The organism is Collinsella sp. AF37-9, assembly GCF_003475115.1.
In the GTDB taxonomy this organism is placed as follows: Bacteria; Actinomycetota; Coriobacteriia; order Coriobacteriales; family Coriobacteriaceae; genus Collinsella.
Genome location: NZ_QROQ01000044.1, coordinates 1 through 9,480 on the forward strand (window position 1 = coordinate 1; position 9,480 = coordinate 9,480).

General features: G+C 52.5%; 7 protein-coding genes. 1 reads left to right on the plus strand and 6 read right to left on the minus strand.

The window, feature by feature from the left end; translation table 11 throughout:
- The first annotated feature begins 180 nt into the window (after positions 1-180).
- Positions 181-2,301: a transglutaminase domain-containing protein gene (locus DW024_RS09555; RefSeq protein ID WP_118377581.1), complete on the plus strand. Its 2,121-nt coding sequence runs from the start codon at positions 181-183 to the stop codon at positions 2,299-2,301.
- A 35-nt stretch (positions 2,302-2,336) separates the two neighbouring features.
- On the opposite strand, the gene DW024_RS09560 is transcribed toward DW024_RS09555, so the two are convergent.
- The 6 genes from DW024_RS09560 to DW024_RS10305 are packed head-to-tail and all read right to left on the minus strand — an operon-like array spanning position 2,337 to position 9,397.
- Positions 2,337-3,176: an SDR family NAD(P)-dependent oxidoreductase gene (locus DW024_RS09560; RefSeq protein ID WP_158572193.1), complete on the minus strand. Its 840-nt coding sequence runs from the start codon at positions 3,174-3,176 to the stop codon at positions 2,337-2,339.
- 4 nt (positions 3,177-3,180) lie between these two features.
- The gene (locus DW024_RS09565; protein WP_118377583.1) at positions 3,181-4,209 is read right to left on the minus strand and encodes a glycosyltransferase; all 1,029 of its coding nucleotides are present in this window, start codon (positions 4,207-4,209) and stop codon (positions 3,181-3,183) included.
- Between the two features lie 8 nt (positions 4,210-4,217).
- Positions 4,218-5,312: a polysaccharide pyruvyl transferase family protein gene (locus tag DW024_RS09570; RefSeq protein WP_117794229.1), complete on the minus strand. Its 1,095-nt coding sequence runs from the start codon at positions 5,310-5,312 to the stop codon at positions 4,218-4,220.
- Between the two features lie 10 nt (positions 5,313-5,322).
- On the minus strand, positions 5,323-6,582 hold the full coding sequence (locus DW024_RS09575) for an oligosaccharide flippase family protein (protein WP_158572194.1): 1,260 nt from the start codon (positions 6,580-6,582) through the stop codon (positions 5,323-5,325).
- Between the two features lie 2 nt (positions 6,583-6,584).
- The gene (locus DW024_RS09580; protein ID WP_147327475.1) at positions 6,585-7,835 is read right to left on the minus strand and encodes a hypothetical protein; all 1,251 of its coding nucleotides are present in this window, start codon (positions 7,833-7,835) and stop codon (positions 6,585-6,587) included.
- Positions 7,835-9,397 (minus strand): glycosyltransferase, encoded by a 1,563-nt coding sequence (locus tag DW024_RS10305; protein WP_118377585.1) that lies wholly within the window; start codon positions 9,395-9,397, stop codon positions 7,835-7,837. The genes DW024_RS09580 and DW024_RS10305 overlap by 1 nt, the downstream gene beginning before the upstream one ends.
- Positions 9,398-9,480: the final 83 nt, after the last annotated feature.

The following is a 9,480-nucleotide window of genomic DNA, read 5'->3' on the forward strand; positions in this document are numbered from 1 at the left end:
AACGGACGCTAGGGAGCCACCCTTACACCAACATTTTCGACGCGATCCACCTACGCCCACTCCGACACCGCAAGCCAAAACGGCGTCACCTTCACCGTCTCGTGGAACGACGCCCCCGCGGGCGCCGCGACGACCTTCCACGTAACCCAGACCAACGGCTCGTCCCAGGCCAAGGCGCGCATGGACGTGCCCACCTACTGGGACGGCGGCAGCCAAGAAACCGTCTGCGACCCGTCGCGCGCGACATGGGCCAGCTACCACAGCCTGGGCACCGCCGGCCACGACTTTACCTTTGACTTCACGGCATCGGGCACGTACCGCATCTACTTCTACTTTATGGACAACGACAGAAACGACCCCCAAAACGACAAGGGGATCTACTACCTGCGCACCACGGCAGAGGTGACCGTCAACGACCCCGCCCGCCCAAGCGTCACACAAATCGTCAACAACGCCGTAGCCCAGTGCAAACAAGAAACAGACGGCTCGGAATACGACATGGCACTGTGGCTCCACGACTGGACGCTCGACCAGCTGGAGTACGACCACAGCCTCAACTGGTGCTCGGCCGAAAGCGGCCTCACCCGGCACACGGGCACCTGCGAGAGCTACCAGCGCATCTACTCCAAGCTCCTTGACGCCGCGGGCATCGCCAACGGCCGCATCACCGGCAACGGCCACACCTGGAACGCCGTAAAGATCGACGGCAAATGGTGCCAGATGGACCTAACCTGGGAAGACACCAGCGACAACTGGTACGGAGACCTGGAGCAACGCCATCTGTACTTTGGCCTGACCGACGAGCTCATGGCAATCGCCCACTCCGACCACACGGCAAACTACCAGAAGGACGGCTACGCCTACCGCTCAACCGATCTTTCCAACAATTACTTTGCGCGAAACGGCAAAGCCGATGAATGGGCCGAGAAGTATGCCGACCGCATTCAGCAGCACCTGGATGCCAAGGAAGAGTGCTTTTCCATCAATGCAGATAACCAGTCCTTCCCGCCGAGTATCTCGGGGATTCAGAACGGGATTGTTGCTTATGCGATGAATCAGAGGGAGTGGAAGACCGGTGGCACCAAGGTTGAGCTTACTGCGGCATCTAGCGTCACAAAAGAATCGAACAGCAAATGGAGCGCCAAGTACGACCTCACAGCAAGCTATGAGACCACGTACGCCATAACAACCATGCCGAAGGACTGTGAAGTATACAACGGAGCCCAAGCCGAATTCACCGTAACGGCACCAAGCGCGACATCGTTCCAATGGCAATGCTCCGACAACGGAGGTTCAAGTTGGTACAACACGGGTATAGGCGGCGAAACTTCCAGGCAGAAAACCCTGAGGTTTGCATCCAATGCCCAGCTCGCGAAGAGGCTCTACCGCTGCCTAGTCTCGTTCCCGAACAGCAGCACCCTCGCAAGCGAGCCCGCACGCCTCGTCCTTGTCGCCCGATACGCCATCAGCTCCCAGCCCGAAGACTGCACAACTGCCGCAGGGTCAACAGCGTTCTTCGCCATCGAAGCAGAGCGGGCTACTTCGTTCCAGTGGCAATGCTCCGACAATGAGGGCAGATCATGGTACAACACGGGGATCGGAGGTGAGACTTCCACGCAGGCGAGAATCGAGTTCACTGCAAGTACGGGATTGTCAAAACGCCGCTATAGATGCTTGGCATTCTTCCCTGATGGGACTAGCTCGGCTTCAAACACTGCGCAACTAAAACTAAGCGCTAACCAAATAACCGGGCAACCGCGAGACACGGCCGCCTCGACAGGATCCGAAGCGTCTTTCTCCGTGCGAGCCCTAGGTGCCATCTCGTACCAGTGGCAATGTTCCGACAATGATGGGAAGGGCTGGTACGACACCGGGATTGGCAATGCCGCCTCAAAGCTGCCTACGCTGCGGTTCACCGCCAGTGCCGCACTTGCGAAACGTCTCTACAGGTGCGTTGTCACCTTCCAGGATGGAACAACAGCTGCGACTCAAAACGCCAAACTCTCGTTATTGTCGAATAAAGAGAGGATCACCACGCAGCCGAAAGATTGCGCAACGAGCGCAGGAATTGAGGCCTCGTTCTCAATCGATGCTGAGCACGCGGCCGCATTTCAATGGCAATGTTCTGACAACGGAGGCAGGACCTGGTACAACACCGCAATCGGAGGTGTCACATCGAAAAGTTGTACCATAAGTTTCATCGCAACCGAAGGCTTGGCAAAGAGGCTGTTTCGATGCTTAGTCTCCCTCGAAGACGGTTCGACGCAAGCCTCCGAGGCAGCCAGGCTGCTTCTACGGTAAAGGCGATCTCATACTTTGAAGCGCCCGCAAAGCCGCTACCGGATATCACAGACCCCACGGCCACCGGAGACGTACAAAGTGTCGCCAACGACCATGTCGCCCATGGGGCTGGCCAACATCACGGCGAACTCTGCGATCTCCTCGGGCATGGCGAACCTGCCAAGCCTGTTGTCCTCAGCGGAGATGCTGTCGCCCTTCTCGACGCCAAGAAGAGGAGTCGCCGTACTGCCGGGCGCAATCGCGTTGACTACAATGCCATGAGGAACCAGGGCGGATGCCATGCCCTCAGTGATGCCCTTCAGACCCCACTTCGACACGCGGTAGGGAGACCATGCGGGCTCGTTGCCGGCCGAGGATGAGACGATAAGGATATGCCCATTGCTGACCTTATCGGAAATCATGCGCTTTGCAACAGACTGCACCATGAAGTAGACGCCGCGCAGGTTGATGTCCAAGATGCGATCGTATTCCTCAACTGAAAAATCGAGAAACCCGCCCATGGAGACGTCCTCGGTGTGAACGCCGGCAGAATTGACTAGGATATTGATGGGGCCGTAGAATGCCACCGCCTCGTCGATGACTTTCGAAAAGGTCTCTGGCTCGGCAAGGTCGGCAACAACCCCGGCGCAATTCCCGCCAAGCTCTAACACCACCTTGTCGACCTTCGCGCGCCTAGTGCCGGCGATGACAACATTCGCGCCGTTCTTCAGGAACGCCTTGGCGACCGCCTTGCCGATTCCGCCTGAGCCTCCCACTACGAGGGCGGTCTTCCCCTTGAGCAAGCATTCATCGCCGACGGTCTGCATCACAGGCTGTATATTCTTGGCTTTGAGAGCGACGATGCCCTGCTTGATTGCGTGCTTTAAATTCGCCATGCACCTACTCCTCGACATCCATGAACTTGCCTTTATCGGCCTCAAGCCCCTTCCGATTTCGATCTATGACCAGCTTCGCGTAAAGCACGGGTGCCATGCCGCAGCATGCGATCTTTACTTTCTCGGAACGGCCGACCTCGCTGTTCTTGAACACGGACAGCCAGTTCTTCCTAACGTACGCCGTACATTCTTTCGCGAGCTTGCCTTCGGAGTCCATTTCATCCGCACCTATTATCTGAGTGAGTAGGAACTCGTAGTTTCGCCAGATATGCCAATCGCATGCGTGGCGAACCATCGGAGAGTCCAGAGTCAGGTTCTCTTTAATGAATTTAATATTTCCGAGGGCATTCTTGCCATTTTGAACGTTGTAGTTGGTAAGACCGCTCCCCAAGTTATTCAAACGGTAGTTGTAGACCTTACGTCTACCAACGCCCACATGATTAGAGTGCTGTGCAACCTCGGTAGCAAAGTACAGACCCTCGCCGAACCAAGGAACGGAAAACGAAATATTGTTGTCGACAACTACAGAACGTTTGTACAACTTATTCCAAGGCCCCAGCCGCATAAAGGGATAGATGATGGCAGAGGTGGCGCGCTCTGCCGACCAGGTCTCCCAGACGTCCTCAACAATCTGCTCCCTATCACGCGTTGTAAAGAGATTCACCGAGTAGGACATGTCGGAGCCAGTGCTCTCAGCCAAGTCGACCAAATATTCAACGCAATCGGGCTCCAGCCAGTCGTCACCGTCCACAATCATGAGATAGTCACCCGTCGCGACACCAAGTCCCGCATTCCTAGCGGAGCAAGTGCCGCCATTAGGCTTGTGAATAACAATAGCCCTAGGGTCACGTGTAGCATAGTCATCACAGATGCGACCACTGTCATCGGGAGAACCATCGTCAACGAGAATAATCTGGAGATTCTTGTGGGTTTGAACCTCAAAGGAATGAAGAAGCTTCGGCAGAAATTGTTCAGATTTGTAAACAGCGACGATGATGGAAACAGATGGCTGACTCAAAATAGGACCTTCCATTCATTATTCTAGCGAGCAAGACGGGCGGAGAACTCGCCAACGGTGTCACAAAGGAACTCCGAGGAGGACTCACGGTTGACGGCAAGCGACTCATTGACGCCCGCCCAATCAAAATCGTTGAGGCAAAGCTCTTCTGGCTGAAGCTCCGTGCTTATGCGGGAATCCAACCCGTAGCGAGAAAGAATTGCTTTGTTACGCTCCGCATACTGCTCAGGCAGAATATCGACAAAGGGCGTATTGAACAGCAGCGAAAAAGCAGTCCCGTGGAATGAATCCGTGAGCACGCAGGTAGCATTGTCAAACAGCCAAAGGAATTCATGAAGCGACGGGTAGAACAAATTCTTCCCCATCGTCTTACGAAGCGACGGACGAATGCTAACGACCTCGAGGCCGAGTGACTTGCATGCGGCAGCAGAATAGCGGTCGAATGCATCGCTTGGATGCAGGTTGTAGATCAGGCAGTACTTCCCATTCACCCCGCGGGGAGCACGAGGCTCAACACGATCAAACCAGGCCTCTTTTGAGAGCAGGTGCACGGGGTCGACAACAGTTTGCGCCTCAAGTCCCATTTCCTCAAGAGTTTTCTGCCCACTTTCCTCGCGCACTGAAAGCCTATCAAAGCGCGCAAACGCTTTGGCGGCACGTTCGCGTTCGCGTGGATCGAGGCCATTTTTACCAAAGGAGGAAGAGAAGGAGAACTTGTAGGCATCGTCTGATGCGCCCTCCAAAAGGTAGGCGCCCTCGATGTTTCCATCAGACATGATGTTCCACACTTGGTCGCCTCCCACACAAAGGACAGGGTACTCCGCAAGAAGCTTACCGAGCTCTTCTGAGTCGGTAACCCTACGGCTCTGCTTCAACAAATCACTCCTCATCGCCTCGAACTTACGGGCACCAATCGCTTTTGGAATCGCACGAATCGGACCGAGCGCGCCAGAGGTCCTCATGGCATCTGCTAAAGGAAAGTCCCGGGGGATGCGGTAGTCAACATACTCAGCATTGATACCCATTGAGGCGAACGCATCCTGAAGGGCATATGCTTGCAGAATGGAACCGTAGTTCGGTACTGCATGGCGTGACAATATACCGACGCACTTTTTCATTTCTTATTCCTTACCTTTCGCAATCGGCGGTAACACTTCGAGACGGAAACAAGTATCCGCGCGCGAGCCAAATGCGACTCACGCACATAATTGCCTCAGTAAGGCAACGGATGATGCAAATGACCTGCAAACTCGCGACTCCTATTGCAGACACGGTCAAAAGCGAAACAATGCAAAATACAGCAGATCCAACTGTGGTGGAGGTAACCTCAGTGACTTTGCCAGAGGCGCCAAGAATCGGCCAGCCGACCATCGTTGCATAGAAGGAAAACAGGAGTACGGGTGAAGCCCAGGCGATAACCCAGGAACCTGATAGATAGTCCTTGCCACCGAGCACGAGCATAACTACATCGGAAAGCGCTGCGAAAGCGATGGTGCCAATGAGCAGGACGGGTATAGAGACAAGGAGCAACTTCCTTGCAAAACCGTAGTCACCCCCCTTGACCATATGGGGGTACAGACTGTTCACAATTGGCGAATAAAGGGACTGGATGGCATTAATTGCAGTCACAGCAAGGGACCAGTAGGAAATCATCGCCTTGTTGGTAATCACGATACCAATCAAAAGCGTAGTGAAACCGGAAAAAACGACGGAGGCCATGTTCGAGAAACAATAGAGCGCGGAAACCTTCAGCTCTGAAAGCGCCTCGCATAGGGGGACGAACGTAATGGTGGTACCGAACATTCGCTTGGCGGAAATGAAAGACCAGGCAAGGGCAATAACGCTCGAAAGGATGTCGAGAATAGGAATCCACAGAATGTCATCGATAGAATGGACAACGACGAACGTCAAGGCAGTAGAGACACCCTTCGAGACAAAATAGCGAGTCGTCAATGGACCCATGTTTTCATGTCCCTGGAAAAGAAAGTCCGGAGCAACTGCCTTACCGAATACAGCGACAAATGCAAGCATGGTATATAGCATGTTCGAATGAGTAATGGGGATGAACCAGGCCACAACAACAACGACAGCGCCGGTCACTACACCAAGCAACAGGCGAGCCTCTGTCACAGCGCCGATAGCCCGGTTCTCCTCTTCGACAGTCTCGGATTTTGCTATGCGTTTAGTACCGGAAAGGTTGAAGCCAAAATCGACGAAAGTCTGGGCGAAAGTCATGAACGACACAACATACGCGTAGATCGCGTAACCCTCCGGCAGAAGCACACGTGTCAGATAAGGCAGCGTAATGAGGGGAAAAATGTACTTAACAATCTGCAGTCCGTACTGCCAAACGACATTGCTGTAGAAATGTTTGTGTTGAGAACTCAAAACTAAACTCCGAACAAACCATGAAGAATAAAGCAGGACATATCGGCGACGCTTGCGAGATAAGCCCACTGAACGACAAAACCGATAACCGCAATAATCGCAAGTGCGATATCTATAAATAGATTTACGGCATCATCCTTATGACTCAAAGAAGCTAAGACAAACAACGTTGAGCAAGGCATCGCATACCGAAAGAAAACATCTGCGGCAAAAAATACTGAAACTGCAATGCATAGGGCAGACCAAATGCCTGAAAAAACAAGCAAACCGGATTTAGAAACGTCGTAACGCCTAAACACCAAAAGGATGCAGAAAACAGCGATAGCTTCAAAATAATATCGGTACCCCATAAGCAACACACTATGTTGAGATGCCGCGGCCCATCCCCAATCGCTGAACTCGCTATATACAGAAAACTTATCCAAAGCGCTCATAAATAGAGAAAGAACAGGTATCGTCCTGAAGGAGGCCGGTAAGGCGGCGGAAAGCATATTTGATAAAGGAAGTAATGCAAGACTGATGCCGTAAATGGCAATCTCATTTTTTACGAAAAGCAGCACAACTCTTAAAGCTATCACCGGTAAAACAGATGAATGAGTAGAGGCGGCAAAGGCGTAAAGCAAAATCAATACAACCGGCCCGGTACGCTTCCCAAAGTCCAAATAGAGTGCCAACAGAAGCAACGAAAAAGCCGGGGTACTTTTTGCATAAGAGAGAACGTTGAAAAACGGCGGGATTGCCACTGAAATCAAAAGGGCGGCACAAGTCCTCCTAAACGACCACCCCTGAAGCACGGCATAATCGTCAACAATAAAGGCCAAGACTGAGTAAAAAGTTGCTGTAACTGCGCTTCGCAGAAGATGGTCATCATTAAATCTCGAAACAATCCAAGCAAAAAGGTTGTAACCATGAGACCCCACAGAGGAATAGACACCCTTGATTGAAAGGAGGTCCCAAAATGATGTCTCACGAAAGATAGGCAGACTGTTGGTATATCGATCAATGTCAGCCATTAATGTCGTATTAACCCCATAGGCAATTGCGCCAGAGCAAAGACCAACCAGAATCGCCAGGCCCACACTCGAATGCTTCTCGGACCTAATATAAAGAATAATGAAGAAAATCGAAGCAAAAGGAAAGAGAAAGCATGATAGAAGGGCGAGGAGAAAATAGGCGTTGTTATATGCACCGGCGTCAGATTTGCGAGGAACAATGCGATGCGAGTTTGTCAAATCAAGCTCGAGTGTATCCATCATCCTACGACCTTTCCGGTCAAGTTGCCGTAAAGGCTGTATATAAGATTATGAAGTGCTGGCGAAGATGCAAAAAGCCCGCAGCGAAAGCGCCAAGTCTTGCTCGCAAGAGGGTTGCCGGCGACCTTCCTGCAGCGTTTCCTCGCATTAAGGATATAAGCCTTAGCCTTGCGCCTGTCGATGCATTTATTCAAATCCAGCCTCGACGCAACGCGAAGAGAGCAAAAAGCCTCAAAGCAAGCAAACGCATCTTTCAACTCAGGTCTATCATCAACCACGTCTCTCACAGTTGACAAAGACGCTTCCATGCCCTCAAGGTGCTTGTCTTCGTATTTCTTATTCGTAGTAATGGAACCCTCGCGGGCAAGATAGCCATAAAGCTCTGCGCCAGAAATACAAGCCTTATCAACACTAGAGAAGACAGTAGCTTCAACGCCAAAGTCCTCGAACAGTTGTCCCTCGGGAAACGCAAGGAGCGGGAATAGTTCCCTAGCATACAGCTTCGCGCAGGCAGAGCCGGACTCACCGTTAAGCAGAAGCAACATTCCAAGAAGTTCGTCGCCGGAAACGATCTTGCCTTCGCCAATCTCTTGACACCCAAAGTCGTCAGTCGAGTCAATCTTCTTATATTCACATGTGACAAGCGGCACTCCCGTCTTCTGGGCAAGGGCAACCATATGCCCCACGGCCCACTTGTCCAGGACATCGTCACCGTCCACAAATGTGACAAAGTCGCCAGTAGCACGGGCGAGGCCGAAGTTACGAGCGGAAGAGAGGCCTCCGTTCTCCTTGTGCACGAGTTTAACTCGATCATCATCCGCAATGGTACGGGCACATATATCTGCCGTATCATCGGTTGCCCCATCATCAACAACCACAATTTCTATGTTTTTATACGTCTGGCCCATAAGAGAGCGAAGACAAGCCGCGGCGCATTCGCCCACGTTATACATGGGGACGACGATGCTTACCTTTGGGGTCTTACCGTTTTCCACTGGGAAGCCACCCCCCCCCACAAATCGTTTAATGGGTTTAGCGGGAACCCCGGCAACGATCACGTTGTCGGGAACGTCGCGAGTCACCACCGCATTGGTACCGATAATCACACCGTTGCCAATGGTCACACCGGGCATCACCGCTGCACCTTCGCCTATCCACACGTTATCGCCAATGCGCACGGGCTTAGTAACTATCTTTCGATCATCAGGCGCCATATCGGGCAACGAGGGATCGTCGCCATAGGACCCATGACTGTTATCAGATATAAAAATATTCGAAGCCATGAGCACGTTATCTCCGATAACGACACTCTCATGCGCAGAGATATGAACTCGATCGTTTATCTTGCAGTTCTTGCCGACAATTAGAGGGGTGCCGTCACCAGCAAGGTCGAAACGACAAGAATAACCACAGGTGAAACCCTCACCATAAACGAAGCGACACTTGCCACCACGAAGGTAAAAAGGGCGGCGGACAAGTCTCGCACCAGGGAACAACACCTTGGTGAGAAGTAGCGCCCACACATTTTTAAACGTCTCAGAAGGACCATATTGACCAAACATTAGGCTTCACCATCCTGCATGGCGAAAGTCTTGAGGTACTCCCCCAGCTCTTCCTCCCAGTCGGGCATGTGGAACCCGACCGA